Origin of the sequence: Stieleria sedimenti, assembly GCF_025060895.1 — a bacterium.
GTDB lineage: Bacteria > Planctomycetota > Planctomycetia > Pirellulales > Pirellulaceae > Stieleria > Stieleria sedimenti.
Map to the genome: position 1 here is coordinate 1 of NZ_JANZKV010000066.1, position 21,937 is coordinate 21,937.

General features: G+C 60.2%; 18 protein-coding genes. 12 read left to right on the plus strand and 6 right to left on the minus strand.

Features of this window, described 5'->3' with window-relative positions; all coding sequences use genetic code 11:
- Positions 1–127: 127 nt before the first annotated feature.
- Positions 128–529 carry a hypothetical protein gene (locus NZK35_RS10470; RefSeq protein WP_259632489.1) on the minus strand — a complete coding sequence of 134 codons (402 nt, stop codon included), beginning with the start codon at positions 527–529 and terminating at the stop codon, positions 128–130.
- A 329-nt stretch (positions 530–858) separates the two neighbouring features.
- Here NZK35_RS10470 and NZK35_RS10475 point away from each other — a divergent pair, with 329 nt between their 5' ends.
- Together NZK35_RS10475 and NZK35_RS10480 are read left to right on the plus strand one after the other, a co-directional pair.
- Positions 859–1,122 carry a hypothetical protein gene (locus tag NZK35_RS10475; RefSeq protein ID WP_259632508.1) on the plus strand — a complete coding sequence of 88 codons (264 nt, stop codon included), beginning with the start codon at positions 859–861 and terminating at the stop codon, positions 1,120–1,122.
- A gap of 13 nt (positions 1,123–1,135) precedes the next feature.
- Entirely contained in the window at positions 1,136–1,279 is a 144-nt protein-coding gene (locus NZK35_RS10480; protein WP_407699786.1) for a tyrosine-type recombinase/integrase, read from the plus strand.
- Positions 1,280–1,409: 130 nt separating this feature from the next.
- Here NZK35_RS10480 and NZK35_RS10485 read toward each other — a convergent pair whose 3' ends face one another.
- Positions 1,410–4,226 (minus strand): hypothetical protein, encoded by a 2,817-nt coding sequence (locus NZK35_RS10485; RefSeq protein ID WP_259632490.1) that lies wholly within the window; start codon positions 4,224–4,226, stop codon positions 1,410–1,412.
- Between the two features lie 314 nt (positions 4,227–4,540).
- On the opposite strand from NZK35_RS10485, the gene NZK35_RS10490 reads away from it, so the two are divergent.
- From NZK35_RS10490 to NZK35_RS10500, 3 genes are all read left to right on the plus strand, one after another.
- Positions 4,541–5,464, plus strand: coding sequence for an alpha/beta hydrolase (locus NZK35_RS10490; RefSeq protein ID WP_259632491.1), 924 nt, complete (start codon positions 4,541–4,543; stop codon positions 5,462–5,464).
- A complete protein-coding gene (locus NZK35_RS10495; protein ID WP_259632492.1) occupies positions 5,464–6,735 on the plus strand; it encodes a 3-dehydroquinate synthase in 1,272 nt (423 codons plus the stop codon). Before NZK35_RS10490 ends, NZK35_RS10495 begins: the two co-directional genes overlap by 1 nt.
- A 526-nt stretch (positions 6,736–7,261) precedes the next feature.
- A complete protein-coding gene (locus NZK35_RS10500) occupies positions 7,262–7,822 on the plus strand; it encodes a rhomboid family intramembrane serine protease (protein WP_259632493.1) in 561 nt (186 codons plus the stop codon).
- A 412-nt stretch (positions 7,823–8,234) separates the two neighbouring features.
- Here NZK35_RS10500 and groL read toward each other — a convergent pair whose 3' ends face one another.
- Both groL and groES read right to left on the minus strand, forming a co-directional pair.
- A complete protein-coding gene (gene groL / locus NZK35_RS10505; RefSeq protein WP_259632494.1) occupies positions 8,235–9,851 on the minus strand; it encodes a chaperonin GroEL in 1,617 nt (538 codons plus the stop codon).
- An 88-nt stretch (positions 9,852–9,939) separates the two neighbouring features.
- Positions 9,940–10,257, minus strand: coding sequence for a co-chaperone GroES (gene groES / locus NZK35_RS10510; RefSeq protein WP_095741296.1), 318 nt, complete (start codon positions 10,255–10,257; stop codon positions 9,940–9,942).
- 1,141 nt (positions 10,258–11,398) lie between these two features.
- Between groES and NZK35_RS10515 the strand changes: the two genes are divergently transcribed.
- The 3 genes from NZK35_RS10515 (at position 11,399) to NZK35_RS10525 (ending at position 14,814) form a co-directional block, all read left to right on the plus strand.
- Positions 11,399–12,097 carry a zinc metallopeptidase gene (locus NZK35_RS10515; protein ID WP_259632495.1) on the plus strand — a complete coding sequence of 233 codons (699 nt, stop codon included), beginning with the start codon at positions 11,399–11,401 and terminating at the stop codon, positions 12,095–12,097.
- A gap of 24 nt (positions 12,098–12,121) precedes the next feature.
- Complete coding sequence (locus tag NZK35_RS10520) at positions 12,122–13,555, plus strand: DUF58 domain-containing protein (protein WP_259632496.1); 1,434 nt, start codon at positions 12,122–12,124, stop codon at positions 13,553–13,555.
- Between the two features lie 89 nt (positions 13,556–13,644).
- Positions 13,645–14,814 (plus strand): pseudouridine synthase, encoded by a 1,170-nt coding sequence (locus NZK35_RS10525; protein WP_259632497.1) that lies wholly within the window; start codon positions 13,645–13,647, stop codon positions 14,812–14,814.
- A 348-nt stretch (positions 14,815–15,162) separates the two neighbouring features.
- Here the strand turns inward: NZK35_RS10525 and fba are convergent, their stop codons facing one another.
- Positions 15,163–16,173, minus strand: coding sequence for a class II fructose-bisphosphate aldolase (gene fba, locus NZK35_RS10530; protein WP_259632498.1), 1,011 nt, complete (start codon positions 16,171–16,173; stop codon positions 15,163–15,165).
- Between the two features lie 92 nt (positions 16,174–16,265).
- Here fba and NZK35_RS10535 point away from each other — a divergent pair, with 92 nt between their 5' ends.
- From NZK35_RS10535 to NZK35_RS10545, 3 genes are read left to right on the plus strand one after another with little or no spacing between them, the layout of a single operon-like run.
- The gene (locus NZK35_RS10535) at positions 16,266–16,844 is read left to right on the plus strand and encodes an anthranilate synthase component II (RefSeq protein WP_259632499.1); all 579 of its coding nucleotides are present in this window, start codon (positions 16,266–16,268) and stop codon (positions 16,842–16,844) included.
- The gene (locus NZK35_RS10540; protein WP_259632500.1) at positions 16,841–17,458 is read left to right on the plus strand and encodes a DUF447 domain-containing protein; all 618 of its coding nucleotides are present in this window, start codon (positions 16,841–16,843) and stop codon (positions 17,456–17,458) included. Before NZK35_RS10535 ends, NZK35_RS10540 begins: the two co-directional genes overlap by 4 nt.
- On the plus strand, positions 17,455–18,435 hold the full coding sequence (locus tag NZK35_RS10545; protein ID WP_259632501.1) for a GHMP family kinase ATP-binding protein: 981 nt from the start codon (positions 17,455–17,457) through the stop codon (positions 18,433–18,435). The genes NZK35_RS10540 and NZK35_RS10545 overlap by 4 nt, the downstream gene beginning before the upstream one ends.
- Positions 18,436–18,575: 140 nt before the next feature.
- Here the strand turns inward: NZK35_RS10545 and NZK35_RS10550 are convergent, their stop codons facing one another.
- Complete coding sequence (locus tag NZK35_RS10550; protein WP_259632502.1) at positions 18,576–20,720, minus strand: alpha/beta hydrolase family protein; 2,145 nt, start codon at positions 20,718–20,720, stop codon at positions 18,576–18,578.
- A 320-nt stretch (positions 20,721–21,040) separates the two neighbouring features.
- On the opposite strand from NZK35_RS10550, the gene NZK35_RS10555 reads away from it, so the two are divergent.
- Entirely contained in the window at positions 21,041–21,907 is an 867-nt protein-coding gene (locus NZK35_RS10555) for a dihydroorotate dehydrogenase electron transfer subunit (protein ID WP_259632503.1), read from the plus strand.
- Positions 21,908–21,937 lie beyond the last annotated feature (30 nt).

Genomic DNA, 21,937 nt, shown 5'->3' on the forward strand with positions numbered 1-21,937 from the left:
TGCCGATTAAGTTCAACGTTCGCGATAACCGAGTCGCGGCGTTTGATTTTCCATTGTCAAAAACGACGACTCCGCGACTTCGGTTCATCGCATGGTTCGTCACGTTTTCTGACCTTGAGTTCAGGCGTCACCGCCGAAGCTTACCAGCGCCAAAGCTGTAGTATGGGCCGTAAACTGCAACTTTGCCACGTCGTGCAGTAATATCATACATTCCGTAATCAAAGTGCTGTACACCGACCAGCGCGTCCCTGAATGTACGGTCGAAGGCCTTCAATTCGACCCCTGAATTGCGTTCGTCAATTGCGAAACGCCGAATTCGTTCCATCTGTTCATCGAGGGTATCGAAATCGACGATAACCCTCTCCGGGGATACTTCCGGGGCGGCAACGAACGACGACGCAGTCATCACCGGCCAGCGAATCCAGAACAAGCCTATCGCAACGACTGCAACTGCAAGCAAGATTGTGCGAATGCCAAATCGAAGGTGTTTTCTCAATGAATCCGTCCGTGGAAAGGAGTGAAGTCCCATTTGACTTCCGCGTTCTGTGACGAACGAATAATTATTGCTGGTCCGACCGCGGTAAAAAGTACATATTCCGTGGTTGGACAGCGGAATATCTCCCGCCACCCGATCTTACGGCACCCCGCAGGGGTAGTCAAGCAGTCCGCGAGTCACTAAGGTTTTCGGATCGACGAAAAAACTTGAAGTGCGTTTCGATGCCTTCTGTTTGCATCGCCGGTCGCGGGCATTTGCTGAGGCCATTGGCTGACCGATGATGCGGAACAAGGCCCACAACCCTGGATCAACGCGGGAGCGATTAGGAGTCAGTGGAACGATTTCGACGTTGCCTTGGCGTGATGAATCTTCCCGAAAAGGATCGCGAGTGGTTTCCAAAGTGGTTGGGCAGCTATGCTAGCTTTCCGGGCGTCCGAGCCCAAACAGGCTCTTCAGAAGAGATTGTGGTTCGGCGTGACCTGGTGATCGAGTTTCTTCAAAAACTTCTTGCCGCCAAAACTCCCGCATGGCAACGGCTTCAAGCGGTGCGCGCGATCGAGGCTTATCAAGGAACAGTGCTGCAAACCAGCGTCGTGGACTGCGGTCACTCATACGCTTCGCCATAGTTTTGCGACTCACATGCTCGAAGACGGAGCGGATATTCGCACCGTGCAGGAATTGCTTGGGCACAAGGATGTCAAGACGACGATGATCTATACCCACGTCATGAACCGTCCGGGACTGGCCGTGACCAGCCCGTCGGATCGGCTGGGGTTGGTTTGACTCGCCGGCATGAGGTGGAAGCCGCCAAGGCTTTCGTTTTCTAGGGCGGCGGCGACTTTTGCGGCGCGGGCCCTCTCTGGCGTNNAGGGAGAGAAACTAAATGGGCTGCCGCTACGTTGCTCGAGCAAAACTAGCGGTCGGCATACACCATGATGCTCTCTTCCTTCGTCACCGGCACGTTGGACTGGTCGCTGGTGACAATCGCCTTGACCAGATGCCGCCCTTCGGCGACACCCCTGGCTTTGACACGATAGACCATTTCATCGTTGGCCTTTAGCAAGGCTCGCGGCGAGAAGGCGATGATGCCTTGTCCTTGAGGCGTGAAGTCACCTTGCTCGACCAACTGCAGCCCCTGAGGAAGCTGCAACGCGACCTTGACGTTGGTGTCGTCGCGAGAACCGGTGTTGCTGATGCGGATCTCGTAGATGGTGTCGCCACCAATTTCGATCGGATCGGCACTGTCGTTGATGGAGAACGTCAGCTCGGCAAGCGAAGCCACTTCGACTTGACTCTCCGTCATCGTTTTGATGCCCAGGTCCGCGGTCGCCACCGTTTGCAACACACGGTTGCCTTCTTCGACCGGCAACAGCGTCAACGGCACCTTGCCGGATTGTCCGACCGGCAATGCATCCAAGGACCAGAACACGGCGTGTCGCGAGGCGTCGTACTGTCCTTCGTAGTCTGTTTTCACGAACGTGAATCCACGATCAAGCTGGACGCTCATCTCGACGTTTTGTGCCTCGGCCGTCCCCACGTTTGCAATCTCCACCGTGTAGGTGGCCTGTCGTTCCAAGAACCGTCGCGACGGTCCGGTCAGGGTCGCCTTCAACTCCGGCGCAACGACCTCGACGGCGATCGTGTGCGTGGTTTCCAATCCGTCGTCGCCTTTGACGCGAATCTGGTTTTGCACGACACCGGGTTTGACCGCCCGCATCCGCAAGACTTGTCGTCGGATTTCACCCGGACCGAGCGTGCCGATCAAGTTGTCCAGCTGTGTTCCCTGGGGATGCTCCAGTCCGACCGGAACGTCCTCCTGCAGAATCACGCCGGTCGCTTCGCCGCTGCCGGGGTTGCTGACTTCCAGTTCGATCTCCAGTTGCTGACCGATGAGCACCTTTTCGGGTGCCCGCTGGACGACCCGCAATTCAGGCCGCGTGCTGATCGTTCGGACCGACGCAGCGGCTTCGAACGTGACGCGTGCGACACTGCCCAATTCACCTTCTTGTTCGGGAGTCAATTGCAACGTAATCGTGCGTTCTTGGTTGGGTTCTAGATCACCGAGTTCCCAATACAGCTCGGGTTGATATTTCGGGTTCGGACGCGGTGTCGCATCGGTCAACGTCATGCCGTTGGGGACACGGTCATGGACCTGGACATTCAATGCCTTGGAACCGCCGACATTTTTGACGGTGATGACAAACGAAGCCGGTTTGCCGACCTTCACCTCGACAGGCGCCCGTTTGTGAATCACGACCGACGGAGACTGAGGACCGTCCAGGTAACGTTCGCCGGGAGACGCCAAGGTCGGGCCGGCGGGCAATTGACCTTCGGTAGCGGTTTGTTTGTAACCGACACCCTGATAGACCGACGCGTTGGGGGTTTGAGCCGCGGCCGAGTAGGCCTGTGCCGCAGGATAGGCCTGTGCTGTGGCGGGGTAGTTCGCCCCGGGAGCCGTCGTCGGCAGAGGCTGCCTCCCTTGCGGCTGCATCGCACTCGCTCCCGGCGCCGGGGCACCGAATGATGGAGCAGGCAATTGGGTTGCCGTGGGTGCGGCGGCCATCGGATCGTTGCCGGGAACTCCGAAACCAGCGGTCGGCTGCGCGTACCCTTGTCCCGTCGGCGCAGCGGCGGGTGGGCCGTAGGGCGACGGTGTCGAATCGGCAACCTGTCCGTTGCCGACGATTTGAGGCTGAGACGTGATGCCCAGGGTGGCCGCAGACATCGCCGGCTGAGACGCCGCCGGTGCGGGCTGTTCTGCTTCTTCTTGCATCGGGAATTGGGTGGCGCCGATTTCCAGCTTCATCGCCGGCTCGCGATGGATCCGCATCGTCGACCCCGGAGCTTCGGCCAATTGCGGCTGGGACGTCCCGGCCCCATCCTCGCCGACAGGTGTCAACATGGCTGACGGCATGCCGGCGGTGGGATCAGCGGTTTCGGTCAATGACGGACCGCGATCGAATCCTTGTGGTGCGGCGGTCGCTGACGACTCGGCGTTCGGATTGAATGTCTCGGAACCTGCAAACGTTCCGCCGCGTAGATCGTTCGCGGGCGGTGGGCCGGCTGCGTCGCTACCAGCTGGGTCGCTACCAGCTGGGTCGCTACCAGCTGGGTCGCTGCCAGACAGGTCGCTGCCAGACAGGTCGCTGCCAGCTTGCGGTGGTACTGAACTGTTCTCGCTGGGCGTCTCGGCAAACGTGATCTCCGACATTTGGGGTTGGTCGGGAAACGACGCGGCGGGCGGATCGGCGACCGGCAATCCCATGGAAAACGAAGGTCCACCGGCGTCGGCTTGCGCATCGATTGCGACGTCCGCTTCGGCATCCATCGGTGGCGCGTCGTCGAAACTCGGTAGCCGCATCTTCATCACCGACCGTCCGCCGAGGGAGCTTTCGGGCTGCACCGCATGCTCGGAGTCCGCGGGGATTTCCGGCAACACCATCGAATCGCTCGACTCGGTGTGCTGGACCAGACGCACCGACGGCGACGTCGAGTCCTGTGCAGCCCCCGGCTCACCGACCGGTTTGAGCAGCTGGACGTCTGCGGGATCGACCGATTGCAAACCCGCCGTTGCGGCGATGGGCGAAACCGCCTTGCCGGGTGGAATTTGCTCTTCGGTCCAAGCCGATTCGGTGCTGGCTTCTTGGTCTTTTTGTGCTTGGGCGGCCATGATGGCCCCCAACAAAATCGTCACAGCACCTGCGGCGAGTCTTACGCCAAACGCTTTCATGGGTCTCAATCCGTTGGTGAAAAAACCGACTGGTCCTCCAGTGGGAACTACGGCATATCAAATTCACCCTCGACGTGAAAAGTCCGCTTCTGCGGAACGGCCGGTTTCGGCGTGACATGCACCTCTCAGCGGGACGCGTCAGCGACCGGCGCGTGTCGCTGGACCGGTGATCATTCCCCAAGCGTCACGCGGTACTGGCTGACGCCAACTGCTGGGGGTGCAGCGGGTTTCGCTAGAAACACGCCTGCAAAGCATGCAGCGGCTGCTATCATAGAGATGACTTCCCCACCTCACCGACGCCCGCCCCACCTTCGATGCCTGTACCCACCCCTCCGCCGATTGCCGCCGCCCTGCTTGTGGCCACCGGCCTGATCGCTTGTCTCCCACCCACGCCGCTGCACGCCCAAGAGCCCGCTAAGTACGAACACGGTCCCGATTCCCAACCCAACGACGCGGTTCCACACGGAACGGTCACCCAACACGCTTGGCTCGACAGCAAGGTTTTCCCCGGGACCAAACGTCGTTACAGCATCTACGTTCCGGCCCAGTACGATCCCCAAACGCCCGCCGCACTGATGGTGTTCCAGGACGGGCATACCTTCGAAGGCACCACGGGCGATTACCGCGTGCCCGTCGTTTTTGACAATTTGATTGCAAAGGGCGACATGCCGGTGACCATCGCAGTGATGATCGACCCGGGCTACACGAGCGAGCTGCCGGAAAAACGCGGCTGGCGACCGCGTCCGGAAAACCGCAGCGTCGAATACGACACCGTCAGCGGTGACTACGCGGAATTTCTGCTCACGGAAATCTTGCCGGCCGTCGAACAGGACTATCGGATCACTTCCAATCCCGAGCTGCGAGCGATCTGTGGCAACAGTTCCGGCGGCATCTGTGCGTTCGGCGTGGCCTGGCATCGGCCGGACCAGTTTCGCAAGGTACTCAGCCACATCGGCAGTTTTGTCAACATCCGTGGTGGACACCATTACGCCGCGATGATTCGCAAAACCGAAACCAAACCGCTGCGTGTCTTACTGCAAGACGGTGCAAACGATCTGGACAACCAGCACGGCAACTGGCCGTTGGCGAACCAACAGATGGCCAAGTCACTTGAATTTGCCGGCTACGATTACAAGTTCGTGTTTGGCACCGGCGCCCACGATGGTAACCATGGTGGCGCCATCTTCCCCGACTCGCTGCGATGGTTGTGGCGGGGATGGAAGGAGCTGACGCCGTAATGCTTCGCCCTTCGAATCCCAAGAGCCACTCGCCCGATCCCTCAGCCTCCGTCGCGGACTCGATCATCTCCAGATCTCCATCAACCCCGTCGGCACCCGAGCGCGACACCGCAGCGGGCGACTCCTTGGACGTTCCGTTTGCCGTTCCATTCGTGCACCGCTTGCGGACGACCGAGCAAATCGCGGGCGCCGATTTCCCGACGCTGCTGGAGCTGTTGAAACAGGACAGTTTTGGCGACGCGAAGGTATTGCTGGTCGCCGAACGCCCGGTTGCTGAATCGGCGGGCCACGTTACGAAACTCGCGGAGCGGCTGACCGCATCCGCCGGCGTGAATCTCGTGAGCGACGTGGTCTTGGTCGAAGGCGGCGAAGCGGTCAAGAACGATTCCGCCTGCGTCGAACAGATTTTGGCGGCCATCAATGACCATGACCTGGACCGCCGCAGCTACGTGATTGCGATCGGCGGTGGCGCGATGCTGGACGCGGTCGGGTACGCCGCCGCGATCGCGCACCGTGGAATCCGGCTGATTCGTCTGCCCACGACAACGCTGGCCCAAGGCGATAGCGGTGTCGGAGTCAAGAACGCGATCAATCACTTCGGCAAGAAGAACTGGGTCGGCACGTTCAGCGTTCCGTGGGCGGTCATCAACGATGCTTCGCTGCTGGAAACGCTGCCCGACCGAGACTTCTGCAGTGGATTCAGCGAGTCGGTGAAGGTGGCGTTGCTGAAGAGTCGGACGGAGTTTGATTGGCTGTGTGACCACGCCGATCAGATTCGCGCACGCGACATGGCCGTCGCATCGGCGGCGATTGCGACGAGTTGCAAATTGCACCTCCGGCATATCACCGAAGGCGGTGATCCGTTCGAAATGCTGGAAGCCCGACCGCTGGATTTTGGCCACTGGTCGGCGCACAAGCTGGAGCCGATCACGGACTTTGACATTCGACATGGTGAAGCCGTCGCGATCGGAGTCGCGATCGATTGCTTCTATTCACATCTCAAACTCGGCTTCGGCATCGAACACGTGCACCGCGTGTGTGAGTGCCTGCACACGCTCGGATTGCCACTGTGGCACGAAGCCTTGTCGCCGCTCGATCGCTTGCTCGATGGGCTGGAAGAGTTCCGTCAACACCTCGGCGGCCGCCTGACGATCACAATGCTTCAAGGCGTGGGAGAGAGCATCGACGTTCATGAAATCGATTCATCGGCGATGGCAAAGGCGATCGAAATGCTGCGTGCCGAAGGCGACCGTATCGCTGGCAAACGTTAGCACACGGCCTTGTTGTCAAGGCTCCGCCCTATCGCCGAGTCTCGCAAGTGGTTGGGCCCGCGTCTGTTGGCCGGCGGGAAAATCGGGTAGGAAGATTTCGGAGGTAAGAAAATGATGAGATGTGCCATTCATTCGATCTAACCAATCTTCCTACCTTCAAAATCTTCCCACCTCTCCCCCAGGCCACCGCACCCTGTCGTGTCGGCGGAAACCAGGAGGGATGGCAGAATGATTCAGGGCAGAATGATGGAGCCGGCGACTTAATGGAGAGATTCCGCGTAGCCCAGGCTCCGCTTCGGACACCCTGCGTTCCCAGACTTTCCCCCGATACTGCTAAGTTTACATCAATGAAAGTGCCCGGACGGTGGCGCGAACCGGCTGATCTCAAACCATAGTCAGCCGTTTATCGCGAGCCTACGAACGAGGGAATGAATTTGCATTTTGCCCGACCGGACTGCCTGCCATCGTTCATCGTGTTCCCCTCCCGATTTCGGTTCGCATCAACTTCGTAACGGCCTTGCCTGACATGCAGAAGGAGTTTTATCGGATCGGAGTTCTGTTGCTGTCTCTGTGGCTGATCCGGATCGTTGATGCCACGATCCCGTATGACTTGACGGACCTCGGGTTGCAGCCACGGCATTGGAGCGGGCTGCCAGGGATCGTGACGATGCCGTTTCTACATGGCAGCTTCGGGCATCTGTTTAGCAACACGATGTCGTTGGGCATTCTGCTGGGCCTTCTGGTGAGCTCTCAGAAATCCCCCTGGCTGCTCGCCACGATGACCTCGCTCGCCGGAGCGTCGTTGCTATGGCTGGTCGGGCGTGACGCGAATCATGTCGGCGCGAGCGGATTGGTGTTCGGACTGATCGGATTGTTAATCGTCAGCGGTTTTCTGCGACGCCGTTTGGTCCCCGTCGGCGTCGCGATCGTGGTCGGCATCCTGTTCGGCGGAACGCTGTTGTCGGGAATCTTGCCGGGCGGCGGCGTCGAGGTTTCTTGGGACGGCCATCTCTGCGGCTTGATCGGCGGCATCGCGGTTGCGTTTTTTACCAGCGGCGAAGCCGGGCGGTTGAGAATCAAAACGTAATGGACCGGCAAACGACCATGACGTTACCCGTCCGCGACGGACGGAACGGCGGACCTTGGGCGGTGCCCAAAGCTACGGATGTAAACGGCCGTTGGCTGAAACCATCCACTCAGAACAAATCTGACATGCAAAAGATCCGCAGCCCCCCAGGCGTGAGACTTCCTAAGCTGGACTGTCGCTGCGGGGCAGTGACAGTGGGCGGCTAAAGCCCAATACCGCTAAGTTAACATGAATGAGGGGGCCCGGACGCTGGCGCGAACCGGCTGATGTCAAACGAATATCAGCCGTTTGGCGCGAGCCTACGGGCCCTCATCTTAGCGGTATTGGGCTTTAGCCTGCACACCAACAAAAAAAACGCCCGAACCGGATGGCTCGGGCGTTTTTATTTCGCTGATTGATTCCGCGTGGCGGATCAATACATGTCGTGGTCGCCGCCGTGACCTTTGGCACCGGCCTTCGGCTTTTCGGCAACCAGGGCGTCGCTGGTCAGCAACAGGATTGCGACGCTTGCGGCGTTTCCGAGTGCGGTTCGCGTGACCTTGGTGGGATCGATGACACCGGCCTTGACCAGGTCTTCGTAGGTATCGGTCAACGCGTTGTAGCCACCATTGCCCTTCATCGCGGCGACTTTCTCGCAAACGATTCCGCCGTCTTGACCGGCATTTTGGGCGATCATGTGCAGCGGGGCGCGGCAGGAACGCAGGACGATGTTGTAGCCGACCTTTTCGTCGTCGCTCAGGTCATCGCCTAGCTTGACGGTGCTGCTGGCACGCAGCAGGGCGACGCCACCACCGGGCAGAATGCCTTCTTCGACGGCGGCACGGGTCGCGTGCAGTGCATCTTCGACGCGAGCCTTCTTTTCCTTCATCTCGCTTTCGGTCGCGGCACCGACGTTGACCTTGGCGACGCCACCGGCGAGCTTGGCCAAACGCTCTTCCAGTTTTTCGCGATCGTAATCGCTGGTACTGTTTTCGATTTCACGACGGATCTGGTCGATGCGAGCCTTGATGTCGCTGCTCTTACCGGCACCTTCGATGATGGTGGTGTTGTCCTTGTCGATGATGATCTTCTTGGCACGACCGAGTTGCGGCAGGTCGACGCTTTCCAGCTTGATGCCGAGTGCTTCGAAGATGGCTTGACCGCCGGTCAGGATGGAGATGTCTTCCATCATGGCCTTGCGTCGGTCGCCGTAGCCGGGAGCCTTGACGGCACAGACATTGAACGTGCCGCGGAGGCGGTTGATGACCAAGGTGGCCAGTGCTTCGCCATCGACGTCTTCGGCGATGATCAACAGCGGCTTGCCTTGTTGGACGACCTTTTCCAGCATCGGGACCATGTCCTTGATGCTGCTGATTTTCTTTTCGAAGACCAGGATATAGGCGTCTTCCAGGACGGCTTCCATGCTGGCGCTGTCGGTGACGAAGTAAGGCGACAGGTAGCCGCGATCAAACTGCATCCCTTCGACCCATTCCTGCTCGGTTTGCAGGCTCTTGCCTTCGTCGACGGTGATGACGCCGTCCTTGCCGACCTTGCTCATCGCGTCGGCCAACAATTCGCCGATTTCGCGGTCGTTGTTGCTGGCGATCGTCGCGACGTCCGCCATCGCGGCCTGATCCTTGACCTTGGTGGCCATCGAATGCAGTTTTTCGGTCAGATCGGCAACGGCTTTTTCGATGCCCTGCTTCATCTTGATCGGGTTGACGCCGGCGACGACAGCCTTCAGGCCTTCGTTGAAGATCGCTTCGGCCAACACAGTCGCGGTCGTGGTTCCGTCTCCGGCGACGTCGCTGGTCTTGCTGGCGACTTCGCGAACCATTCGGGCGCCCATGTTTTCGTAGACGTCTTCCAGCTCGATTTCCTTCGCCACGGTGACACCGTCTTTGGTGACGGTCGGGCTGCCGAAACTTTTCTGCAAGATTACGTTACGGCCCTTGGGACCGAGGGTGACCTTGACGGTGCGAGCCAGCTTGGAAACGCCGCGGCGAATCGCCTCACGGGCTTCCTGCTCAAATGCAATGATCTTTGCCATGGAATTCTATTGGGGTGTGTTGTTAGAGGTTTTTGATCGGGTGAGATGCGTACGGTGATTGCTCGGCCGCTGGCCAAGAGGCAGCGGACTAGCCGATCACCGCCAGAACGTCGTCTTCACGCATCAGCAAATATTCTTCGCCATCGATCTCGACCGACTCGCCGGCGTAACTGCTGAACAGGACGTGGTCGCCTGCGGACAACTGGCTTTGTCCACGGGTGCCGTCATCGAGCAGCTTGCCGGTGCCGATTGCCACGACGGTGCCGCGGGCCGGTTTTTCGCGTGCCGAATCGGGAAGAACGATCCCGCCGGCGGTCGTTTCTTCGACTTCTTCACGCTGGACCACGATTCGCTCGCCGATCGGTTGCAGTCGAACGGAAGCCTTTTTCTTGGTGGCAGTCGCCATAGTTGCGGATACCTTTTCTGTAGTGCGGGAAATTGAATGGAGAATGTCTTGTAGGCTGCCGCCAGCGGCAATGGCCTGCTCGGTCGTAATCAGCCAATCGCGATCAACGCGACTGCGGCCGAATCGACCGCCTGGCAGTCCACCGCGCGAAGTCGACTGTGTTGAGTCCACTGGCGAGCGGCTGTCGTTTTGGGGACCTGATGGCCGCGCCAAGTTGACAGTTTTTCTGACTGGCACGCCGAGCAGCAAACGGTGTGCCAGATCCTGACCGCGGCCGGGGCATCACACTCCTCCGACCGGAACAAGCCCCCGAAAGAGCCTCAAAATATCGGTGCAGAACGTTTCCTGAAGGTCGCTGATCGCGGACGCGTATCTTGGTGCATTTCTGGTTTCTGCAACAGGGGCCAAATCATCTGCCCCGAACGGAATCTTCCAGAGCCGGCCGGTTTTTCGTCAGCGACACCGCGGAATCGAGCGGTGCAGACGTTCGCCCGCAAGTCGATCGCCCCGCTGACAGCTCGCGGTCCGGCGAATAATGCCATCTACTTTGACGCCACGCGGGGTGCTTTCTGTTAGCGGTAGGGCGCAAGCCCTCCGGTCTTTCACGGTGTTTTTGAACCGCGACCGGACGGCTCGCGCCGTTCCGCTAACACCTTTCAAGAACCGCGACCGGACGCCTCGCGCCGTTCCGCTAACACCGTTAGAGCCAAAGTGGATGGCATTGGGCCAACGCACGCGGACAGGCCAGAACGACAAATTGGCAGGCGTTTTCCCCAGCCCCGAATGGTCGCGTTGTTTTTTGGCGTGATGCTCCTGGCAGGGAACGCGGTTTTCAGATTCCCCCCCGCTTTGCCGAGAGACGCCAGGAGTTCAAGCGAACACCGCCGGAACAGCTTCACAGGCGAGAGACAGGGACCACTCTCATTTTCAATGAATCCAAACCTGCACGCCCCCGCGTGACAAGGTCTGCGGCAAACAAACGAAGATTGCATTGCCGCTAAACTCCCCGCGGTCCATTCCATCGACAAGTTGCAGCTCGGCAGGGTCAATTGGCCCGGCGGTTGCATCGGTGTTTCGTCTGGCCAGTTCCCCTGCCAAAACTGCTTTTCAGCGTTCCAAATAAGCCAATACGGGTTCCGCGATGCTCCTTTTTGATCCGATCTACCTGCTTTTTATCGCCCCCCCGCTGTTGCTCGGGCTATTTGCCCAATGGCGGGTCAAAAGCACGTTTGCGTCCATGTCCCAGGTCCCGGCGCGAATGAGCGGCGCCCAAGCGGCCCGACAAATGCTCGATTCGGCAGGCCTGCACCAGGTCGGGGTTGAACAAGTCCCGGGCCACCTGAGCGACCACTACGACCCCCGCGGCAAGGTGCTGCGATTGAGCCCCGAAGTTTACGGCGGGCGTTCGATGGCCGCACTCGGCGTGGCCTGCCACGAGGCGGGTCACGCGTTCCAAGACGCCAAGGGCTACGCGCCGCTGATCATTCGCAACATGGCGGTCCCGGCGGCGAATTTCGGCAGCAACATCGGGGTGACGCTGGCCACGATCGGGCTGTTCCTCAGTTACCAGATCCCGTCGGTCGGCAACCTGTTGCTGCTGGCGGGCATCGTGCTGTTCGCCGGCGTGGTGTTCTTTCAAGTCGTCAACCTGCCCGTGGAGTTTGACGCCAGCGCCCGGGCGCGACGCCACCTGGTGTCCGCGAACCTGATCGCCGCCAACGAAGAACACTTTGTCGCCAAGGTGCTCAACGCTGCGGCGTTGACCTACGTCGCCGGAACGCTACAAGCGATCATGACGCTCGCCTACTTCATTTTCCGCTTGATGGGTGACCGACGCTAGGCGTTTCCCGGTACGATGGGGCGCATGAACGATGCGCTCCGTCAAATCACCGAAGGCCAATTCCAAGCGTACAGCAAACTGCCGTGGCTGATGCTCGTGGTTTTTGCCGTGCCGCTCGCCGTGGCGGCGTGGCGGTTCCGCACCTACCCGACAAAGCTGTGGATCGGCGTGCTGACGATCACCCTGGTCGGAAGCGTCTTTACCGTCTTTTCACCAGATGCGTTTATCTGGGTTGCCGCGCTGGATTGGCTGCTGCTGATCGTGGCAACGGTCGATTTCCTGTCGATCTATCTGGCGACCAATCACGGGATCCACGCCAGCCGTGAAATCGCCCATTCCTGCTCGCTGGGTGTTCCGGTGGAAAGCCACCTGACGATCGAGAACCTTTCCGGGATCACCTTGGTCGGTCACGCGCGTGACGACCTGCCGGACGATTTCGAATCCTCCCCCGACCAGCACCGACTGCGATTGCCGCCTCGGGGACGCGTCAGCTTTCGGCGCAAATTGACGCCCGGCCGACGTGGGGCATTTCGTCTCGAACACGTTTCACTTCGCTTTCTCAGCCCGCTCCGGCTGTGGCACCGCTACAACCAGATTCCATTGGAAAGCGAGTTGAACGTTTACCCCGATATGAAACAGTTGAGCGACTATGCGTTGCTCGCCCGCACGAACCGGTTGAGCCTGATCGGCGTCCGCCGCACGCGGCGGATCGGCCAAGACAGCGACTTTGAACGTCTTCGCGACTACAGCCGAGACGATAATTTTCGCCACATCGATTGGCGCAGCACCGCACGCCGAAACAAGCTGACCGTTCGGCAATTCCAAAGCGATCAAAGCCAACGGGTGATCTTTCTGCTCGACTGCGGTCGCATGATGACCAACACCCGCGACGGCTACACGTTGCTCGATCACGCCATGAATTCGGCGCTGATGATGGCCTACGTCGCACTGCACCAAGGCGATGCGGTGGGGATGCTCTGCTTTTCCGATTCGGTGCACGCCTACATCCCGCCCCACGGCGGAAAGAGCCAGATGAATCGCTTGATTCACGCCTGCTTTGACCAGTTCCCGCGGATGGTCGAATCCCGATACGACCAAGCCTTTCTGTACCTCCGCAACCATTGCAAACGCCGATCGCTCGTCGTCCTGGCGACCAACATCATCGATGAAGTCAACGCGGCGGCCGTCACCGATTACCTCGGCAACATCAACGGCCAACACCTGCCGATGGGAGTGATCCTGCGAGACCGAACCCTGTTCGAGGCGGCCGACCATCCCGAGGGCGACGAATCGAACCTGTACCGCGCCGCCGCGGCCGCCGACATCCTTGTCTGGCGAGACCAAGTCCTCAAAGACCTGGAACATCGCGGCGTGCTGATGGTCGACACGTTCCCCGACGAACTGACGGCCCCCCTGGTCAATCAATACCTGGAGATCAAGGCCAAGCATTTGCTGTAGCCTTCTTCAATAACGTGGCTATCGAAATCGCATGACTCTGGTAATCTGGTGGGTTCGCAAAAACCATTCACCTGACCGCAGATTGATCCATGCCCCGTCGCTCGTACAAGAATTCACCCGGCAAAAAACCCTCCGTTGGCAAACGGACGGGGGGCAAGCCGAAACGTGGGGCACGAAAACCAAAGGCCAAGAACGCTGAAAGCGAGCCGAAATCGCAATCGTCGCCCCCCAAGAAACGCACTGCCGGCAAAGGCACCGCCACCAAACGTCCCGCCACCAAACGCACCGGCCGAGCCCCCGCTGCCGCGACGACCAGCACGCGAGACCTACCGCAACGACTCCAACGTCTCTTGGCCGCCGCGGGATTCGGAAGCCGACGCCAATGCGAATCGCTGATCGAAGAGGGGCGCGTCGAAGTCGATGGCGAGATCGCCGCTGAACTGGGTACCGTGGTCGACCCCAAGAGCAGCAAGGTGCTCGTCGACGGCGTGCCGCTGCGACAGCAGAAACTCGTCTATTACGCCGTCAACAAACCGACCGGCTTCCTGAGCACCAACGCCGATCCGCGCGGACGCCAACGCGTCATCGATCTGGTCCCCCACAGCGAACGCGTCTTTCCCGTCGGACGGCTGGACCAGAGTAGCCAGGGATTGATGCTGTTGACCAACGATGGTGATTTGGCCCAGCAATTGTCGCACCCCAAATACGGCGTCCGAAAGGTCTATCGCGTCACCGTCGCGGGCAAGATCGATGGCGAAACGATGCGGAGTATGCGGAAGGGGATCTATATCTCCGACGGATTTGTGCGCGTCGAAGGGGCCAAGATCGTTAAGTCGCGAGCCCGCGCGACCGAAATGGAAATCACGCTCCGCGAAGGCAAAAACCGTGAAATCCGTCGCATCCTGGCGCGGCTGGGACACAAAGTCCAGATGTTGCGCAGAATTGCGATCGGACCGCTGCGAATCGGCGACTTGCCGGTCGGCGCCCACCGCGTCCTGTCGCGCGATGAAGTCAGCCGACTGAGAAAAGCGATCGAACACAGCCGCGAAGAAGTCGCCGATGAAACGCCGCGACGGCGACCGGCGGGCAAGGGCCCCACGAAACGATCCACGAAGAAGAAATCGGCCGGAAAACGGCGGCGTGCCGAGAGCCGCAACGACGTCACCGCGCGGCGGACGAGCCGAAAACCGGCGACGACCAAGTTTTCGTTCAAACCGAAGAAGTCCGACGAAGGCGGCTCGATCATCGGCGGAGATTGATCGCGAGCCCTGAGTTTGCCGCACACCTCGCGGACTCAATCCGCCTGCAGAGTAGACTTCACCCCGAGAGGGCAACGCGGTGGAGCATTTTTCCCATGTGTTTCTTGAGGTGTTAGCGGCAGGGCGCGAGCCCTCCGGTTCTCCATCTCTGCCACAACACCGGAGGGCTCGCGGGCTGTCGATTTAAGCCCGCACGCGTTAGCAAGGGGCCGCGTGGCGCCCGTCGCTGACGCGTCGGGCTGTCATCACGGCATTAATTTTGGAACATCGACTAAATCGACAGCCCGCTCGCGTCCTACCGCTAAAAAATGCTTCACGGCGTTGCCCAGAGGGGATGCAACGCTTACGTTACAGCGTCGCCCGGAGCTTGGCTCCGTTGCCGGCTTGCCCGAAGGCGGTCATGCGTGCGACGCAAACGTCTTTCATCGCCGTGCGAGCGGGCTTCAGATAAGCACGCGGGTCAAACGCCGAGGGGTCTTCGACGAACACCTTGCGGATCGCACCGGTGATCGCCATGCGGCAATCGGTATCGACGTTGATCTTGCGAACACCGCTCTTGATCCCGCGCTGAATTTCTTCGACCGGAACGCCGTAGGTTTGCTTCATCTGGCCGCCGTACTTGTTGATGATGTCCTGCAATTCTTGCGGAACACTGCTGCTGCCGTGCATCACCAAGTGGGTGTTGGGCAATTTGGCGTGGATTTCTTCGATCCGCGACATCGCCAGCACTTCGCCGGTCGGTTTCTTGGTGAACTTGTACGCACCGTGGCTGGTCCCGATCGCGACGGCCAATGCGTCGACACCGGTTTCTTCGACGAATCGCTGGGCTTCGTCGGGATCGGTCAGCAACTGATCGTGCGTCAGTTCACCGACCGCACCGTGGCCGTCTTCCTGCTCCCCTTCGCCGCTTTCCAGCGATCCCAGGCAGCCGAGTTCACCTTCGACGCTGACGTTCTTGGCGTGCGCCATTTCAACGACCGCCTTGGTGACGCGAGCGTTGTATTCGTAATCCGCGGGTGTTTTTCCGTCTTCTTCCAGCGAACCGTCCATCATGACGCTGGTGAAGCCGTTTTCGATCGCCGATTTACAGGTCTCGGGGCTGTTGCCATGGTCCTGGTGCATGACGATCGGAATGTGCGGGTACAATTCGGTCGCCGCGATCATCAGATGTCGCAGGTATGCGTCCTGCGAATAAGCCCGTGCACCACGCGATGCCTGGATGATCACGGGCGAATCAGTCTCTTCGGCGGCTTCCATGATCGCCTGGATCTGTTCCATATTGTTGACGTTAAATGCCGCAACGCCGTAATCGTTTTCTGCGGCGTGGTCGAGCACAACGCGAAGTGGAACCAATGCCATGATCAGCTACCTTGGGGTAAAATGAGAGTCGGTGGTCAGTCTTTTGCCGGGAATTATCGCTGCGTGACCCCTGACCGCAAGGGCGGGGGATCATGATTCTGCTGTTGGACAATCAGGACTCCTTTGTTCACAACTTGGCACGCTATTTTCGCCTTACCGGGGCGGAGACCCGTGTGATCCGGAGCAACCAGATCACCGCCGGCCAGGCCATTGACCTCGCCCCCCAGGCAATCGTACTCTCCCCAGGCCCCCACGGCCCGGCCGATGCCGGTTGCTGCATCGAACTGATCCGCCAGGCTCCCGAGCAACTTCCGATCCTGGGTGTCTGCCTGGGACACCAAGCGATCGGGGCAGCCTTCGGCGGACAGATCATCCGCAGCGAGCCGCGTCATGGATTGGCCAGCCCGATCACCCACGATGGCGAGGACCTGTTTCGCAACTGCCCCAGCCCGATGAACGTGGCGCGTTATCATTCCCTGGTCGTCTCGTCGCAGCGGCTGCCGAGCTGCTTGCGGGTGACCGCCACCAGCACCGACGATGCCTGCGTGATGGGGCTGCGACACCGCTCGCGCCCGGTCTTCGGAGTCCAATTCCACCCCGAATCGATCCTGTCAGACTCCGGCCAAACCATCGTCCAGAACTTCGCCTCCCTGACCCAAAACGCAACGTGATCCTGGAATCAATCGTCACAACGATCGGCGTCGACGGCCGCATCAATCTTGCGCCGATGGGGCCGGTGGTGTCCCAACCCGATGCGATGACGTCCAGCGGATCGGCCGACCCGGGCTTCATCCTGCGACCCTTCGAGGGCTCTCGCACGTTCGAAAATCTTCGTTCAACGCGCCGCGCGACAATCCACGTGACCGACGACGCGGCCCTGTTCGCCCGCGCCGCGGTCAGCCAGCTCGACGATCAAGCCGTATCGGTGCGACGTTCGGATTGCGGACAATGGGCGACCCTGAACCACTGCCATCGTTGGTTCGCCGTCGAAGTGATCTCGGTGGCCGAAACGCCGCCGCGCCACGAGATGGTGTGCCGGGTGGTCAACTCCGGAATCACGGCGCCGTTCTTTGGATTCAATCGAGCCAAGCATGCCGTCATCGAAGCGGCCATCCTGGCAACACGGACCCATCTGATCTCGGCCGAGGACGTGCGGTCGCAACTGGATGCCTTGAAACCCTTGGTCGACAAGACCGCGGGCGACGCCGAACGAGACGCGTTCGAGACGTTGGCTTCGGTGATCACCCAGCGGATCAAGCCTCACGCCCCGACCGGAACCCCATGATGCGCGCGGCGAAACGGATTCGAATTGAAACCGGCGCCCGGTTGCACTTCGGGTTACTCGACACGTCGCCGCCATTCGGTGGCCTCGGTGCGATGATCGATCGACCAGCGACCATCGTCGAATTCTCCGCGGCCGAGCAATGGACCGTCGCGAGCGGCTACCAACAACGGGCCTGCCCGATCGCCAAACGTTTCTGCCAAGCCATCGGCCAGGGGTCGCTACCCGCCGTGGCGATCGACGTCGTCAAGGCCGCGCCGCCGCACCGTGGGTTCGGCAGCGGCACGCAACTCTCACTCGCCATCGCCGAAGGGCTGCGCCAGTGGACCGGTCAGGAGATGACGGATGAAACACTCGCCGCTGAGATCGCCGATCGGGGCAAACGTTCGGCGGTCGGAGTCCACGGCTTTTTCAACGGCGGCATGATCTTCGAAACAGGCGATGAAAATTGCCCTGCGCTAAACCCGATTCGACAGCGTGTTGAGTTACCCGAACCGTGGCGTTTGCTGACACTCAGCCCCACGACGGTTGCCGAAACGGTTTCCGGCAAACGCGAATCCGATCACTTTGACAGCCTGCAGTCCGAGCCTCTCCGCTCGGCGGCAAACCGACTTCGTGATGAGCTACGCCGGCACATCGTCGACGACATCCTGCCGGCCGCTCGTGCCGGTCGCTTCACCGAATTCGCCCGTGCGATCGAAAGCTACAACCATGCCAGCGGCATGCTGTTCGCCGAAGCCCAAGGCGGTCCCTACAACGGTCGCTGGGTCACCGAGCTGATCGCGTCGCTACAAAACGCCGGTGCGATCGGCGTCGGACAAAGCAGCTGGGGGCCGGGCGTGTTCGTCTGGTGCGAAGACGAACCAGCCGCGAACACTTTGGCCGAACGGTTTGCCAGCCCAACGATGAACATCCAAATCGCTCGCATCAAACACACCGGGCGAACGGTAGGTCATGCTGTGCATGACAATCAACGGTAGGTCATGCTGTGCATGACAACCAATCGGTAGGTCATGCTGTGCATGACAATCAACGGTAGGTCATGCTGTGCATGACAATCAACGGTAGGTCATGCTGTGCATGACAATCTGTGCATGACAATCGGCATGCACAGCATGCCCTACTGCACCGTCAACCTGTCCGCCGCCCCGGCTGCTGCGTAAACCTTTTGCACCAATCCCATCGCCCCTTCGGCCTCGCCCTGGATCGACAACGCGTTGGGTGCCCGCAACGACAACAGCCCCGGCAAATCAAAGTATTTCGCCGCCCCAGGCACAAAGTGCTCGTCGCTGTAATCGGGAACACGGTTCAAACGAAACCCGCCGCTGTCGAGATGAAACTCGTCGACCGAATCACCGGCAACCACGGATGCGGCGGCGCTGCTGACGCTACTGGAGGAATCCGCGACCAGCGTCAACGGTCCATCAGGCGTCGAGTGATCGAGGTACGCCAAGACGCACAACAGTTGCTCAAACCGCTTGACGGCGAGGGTCCGATTGTAGCCGAACGTCAGCCCGGAATAATTTCGTTCGTCGTCAATCAACGGTTGCTGGTGTTCACTTGGCATCGCTTTTCGTGCCTGGGCCGCCGTCGAAGTCATCGCCGGGGTCAGGTACGCGATCACCGTCGTTCTGCCGTCGCCCGTGGCGGCAACCGACTTCACGATCGCATCACGCCGCGCCCTCTGGCGTCCCAACGTCGTCGGCACCACGACGTGCCCCGCCGAGCTGTTGTTTTTGCCCGCAACGACATCGATGTCCACGACGGTCTTCCAGTCACGATGCTCAAGCCGATAACTCACCACGCGATCGTCGCCAACTCCTTCGTTCCTCTTTGTGACGACCAAATTTTGTGCCGCGGGCATTGATCGATCAAAGATCACGCTCCAAGCCCCGCCGACGACGCGGCGATATTCGGCAAGCCGATCGGCCGCCGCGGCAGCGTCCGCGGCCGGATCAGGAATCAACGCGTTTAACTTTTGATCACTCTGCTGCTTCCACCATGCCAGCACCTTGCGTTCGTGCGGAATCCCGACCTCCGTCGGCGCCGGATGATCGTCATCCCAAACTTTCATGTCCGCTTCACTGAGCGGTTCGAAATCGCTTTCGACCAGCGGCGCGTTGGCGGGCAACCCGAGGTACTTGGCCATCCAGGGATACATCATTGCGCGGGTGACGTAGTTGTAGTTGTGCGGGTACGTGAGCACGTCACCACACATCACGTTTTCTTTGGCGCCCAACATGGCATAGAGTTGTTGCAACTGCGGAAAACCGTCGGTCAGCATGTCCTTGGTCCAGTCATTGGCCGCCGTCATGCCCTGCGGTTTGGGTGCGAACAGGGCCGCCAGTTCCACATTGCCGGTCCCGATCCGCAGATAGTTGCAGTTTTCGCAGTAGCACCCGCCCTGCATGGACGTCGACACCATCCCGTTGGGAAATCCGACTTTGATCCGCGGATCGATCGCTCCCAAGAGAATCGTTTGTGTGCCACCGCCGCTGCCGCCGGTCACGCCCAATCGATTCGGATCCACATCGGGTAGCTCGGCCAAGAAGTCCAGCGCGCGGATAGCATTCCAAGTCTGCAACCCCATCACCGATTGCAAATTCAAATCGGCATCAATGCTGTACAGACACGGATGCTCGCGATCGGACTCTTCGGGTCTGGGCTGGGCATGGCGATGCGCGGTCTCGAATTCGATCTGCTGAGAATCGGCATAGCCGAGCATGTCAAAGATCAACGTGACGCAGCCCATACGTGCCAGGTGCGCACAGCGCGCCAGCTTGGGGTAACGCCCTGAATTCTCAAAGACCTCGCCGCCGGATTGAATCTGCTTGGCCAGCTCGCCGTCGCTCAGTCGCATCGTCCGGCCCCCGTGTCCGTGCGGCGAAAGCACGGCCGGGCGTTTGCCATCGACCAGCCCGAACGCGTTGTCCGCCGCAGGACGGAACAGCATCCCGGTGACGAAGTGCCCCGGCAGCGACTGAAAGTAGACCTTTTCAACCGTGAACCCGTCACGCTGGATCTTGCCGTGCAAGACCGGTTGCAACGGAGTGCGGTCCGGCATCGGCCAAAGCCCCGTGGCGACTAAGACGCGACGTCGCAAGCCATCGGCCCGATCGTTCCATGCGTCGACGGAATCCGGCACCGTGAACGGGAAGTGGTCGTTGAGTGTCTTGAGGTCTTGTTTTTCCGACTGGGCCTGCGACGCCATACCGGATGAAACGACGACCAGGACGACGAGCGGCCAAACGGAGAAACGCGGCATGGCGGAGGGACTTTGATGTGCGTGGCGGGAGGGGAAGCAGGCCTATAGAGTACCAAACCCGGCGGTGGCCTTGGTGAGACGGGGACGGCAGAATGATGGGACGGCCGAATGATTCCGGCTCCGCGAACGGATCGGCCAAACTATCATCCTGCCCCGTATCATTCTGCCACTTTGAATCATCCTGTCCTTCCGCTCCTGCAGCACCAGCCATTCCCGGCGACTCGTTTCCTTCGTGCACGGCACATTGGCCAAAAGTGACAGATCTCCTAGGCTAGGGGCGAGACAATCGAATCCTGTCACCGTCCCCCTGGACCTCGCCCATGTCCGCACTGCATGCCGATTTTTACGCCGACCAGATGGTCCAGCACGAAACGGTGCTGGAGCAAAACGAGTGCATCGCCGAAGCGACGTATCGGCTGCGCGTGTCGGCCCCGGCGATCGCATCGATCGCGGTTCCCGGCCAATTTGTGATGATCCGCTTGGCGGGTGTCGATGCACCGCTGATCGGTCGAGCCCTGGCGATCTGGGACGTGTTGCCGGGCGAGGATGGCAAACCGAAGTACATCGATCTGATCTATCTGAAAAAAGGTAGCTTCACGACGGCCTGTGCCGAAAGCCCACTGGGAACCAACGTCAGCTTGTGGGGGCCGCTGGGTAACGGTTTCTCCGCTCGGCCGTGTGACCGCTTGATCATGGCCGTCGGCGGGATCGGGCAAACTCCGATGTTGCTGCTCGGACGCGAAGCGATCGGCAGCCAATCGTTCGGGCGACCCAGCGGCTGGGCGAATCAGGTGGAACTGATCTATGGGGCGCGGCGCGAATCTCTGCTCGCCGGCGTCCCCGATTTCCGCCAGGCCGGATTTGAGGTCCAACTGTGCACCGATGACGGATCGACAGGCCGGCAAGCGTTGGTACCGGATGTCTTGGCCGCTCGGCTGGACGAACTGGATGACACGTCATCGGTACGCGTCGTCACCTGCGGACCGGAAATCATGATGGAAAAGGTCGCCGATGCCAGTCGCCAGCGTGGCGTCGATTGCCAGGTTTCGATGGAAACGCCGATGGCCTGCGGAATCGGCATCTGCTTCTCGTGCGTCGCCAAAGTCAAACAAGACGACGGCCAGTGGGACTACAAACGCACCTGCGTCGAAGGCCCGATCTTCGACGCCGACAAAATCGTCTGGTGACATCGATTCCGATGTAGGTCACGCTATGCG